General features: G+C 54.3%; 1 rRNA gene. It reads left to right on the top strand.

Features of this window, described 5'->3' with window-relative positions:
- Positions 1-1,329: ribosomal RNA gene (locus tag LC091_RS20270) — 23S ribosomal RNA — on the top strand; the annotation flags it as partial.

Here is a 1,329-nt window from a genome sequence, read left to right as displayed (position 1 = left end):
ATTAAGGCTGAGCTGTGATAGCGAGGGAAATATAGTACCGAAGTTCCTGATTTCACACTGCCAAGAAAAGCCTCTAGCGAGGAGTATGGTGCCCGTACCGCAAACCGACACAGGTAGGCGAGGAGAGAATCCTAAGGTGAGCGAGAGAACTCTGGTTAAGGAACTCGGCAAAATGACCCCGTAACTTCGGGAGAAGGGGTGCTCTGTTAGGGTGTTAAAGCCCGAGAGAGCCGCAGTGAATAGGCCCAGGCGACTGTTTAGCAAAAACACAGGTCTCTGCGAAGCCGTAAGGCGAAGTATAGGGGCTGACGCCTGCCCGGTGCTGGAAGGTTAAGGGGAGAGGTTAGCGCAAGCGAAGCTTTGAACCGAAGCCCCAGTAAACGGCGGCCGTAACTATAACGGTCCTAAGGTAGCGAAATTCCTTGTCGGGTAAGTTCCGACCCGCACGAAAGGCGTAACGATCTGGGCACTGTCTCAACCAGAGACTCGGTGAAATTATAGTACCTGTGAAGATGCAGGTTACCCGCGACAGGACGGAAAGACCCCGTGGAGCTTTACTGTAGCCTGATATTGAATTTTGGTACAGCTTGTACAGGATAGGTAGGAGCCTGAGAAGCCGGAGCGCTAGCTTCGGTGGAGGCGTCGGTGGGATACTACCCTGGCTGTATTGAAATTCTAACCCGCAGCCCTTATCGGGCTGGGAGACAGTGTCAGGTGGGCAGTTTGACTGGGGCGGTCGCCTCCTAAAGAGTAACGGAGGCGCCCAAAGGTTCCCTCAGAATGGTTGGAAATCATTCGCAGAGTGTAAAGGCACAAGGGAGCTTGACTGCGAGACCTACAAGTCGAGCAGGGACGAAAGTCGGGCTTAGTGATCCGGTGGTTCCGCATGGAAGGGCCATCGCTCAACGGATAAAAGCTACCCCGGGGATAACAGGCTTATCTCCCCCAAGAGTCCACATCGACGGGGAGGTTTGGCACCTCGATGTCGGCTCATCGCATCCTGGGGCTGTAGTCGGTCCCAAGGGTTGGGCTGTTCGCCCATTAAAGCGGTACGCGAGCTGGGTTCAGAACGTCGTGAGACAGTTCGGTCCCTATCCGTCGTGGGCGCAGGAAATTTGAGAGGAGCTGTCCTTAGTACGAGAGGACCGGGATGGACGCACCGCTGGTGTACCAGTTGTCTTGCCAAAGGCATAGCTGGGTAGCTACGTGCGGACGGGATAAGTGCTGAAAGCATCTAAGCATGAAGCCCCCCTCAAGATGAGATTTCCTTTTACTTCGGTAAGTAAGATCCCTGAAAGATGATCAGGTAGATAGGTTCGAGGTGGAAGC

Origin of the sequence: Sutcliffiella horikoshii (assembly GCF_020524325.1) — a bacterium.
Taxonomy (GTDB): domain Bacteria; phylum Bacillota; class Bacilli; order Bacillales; family Bacillaceae_I; genus Sutcliffiella_A; species Sutcliffiella_A horikoshii_D.
The sequence above is the reverse complement of the archived record's forward strand: the minus strand, read 5'-3'. Positions and strand labels throughout refer to the sequence as shown.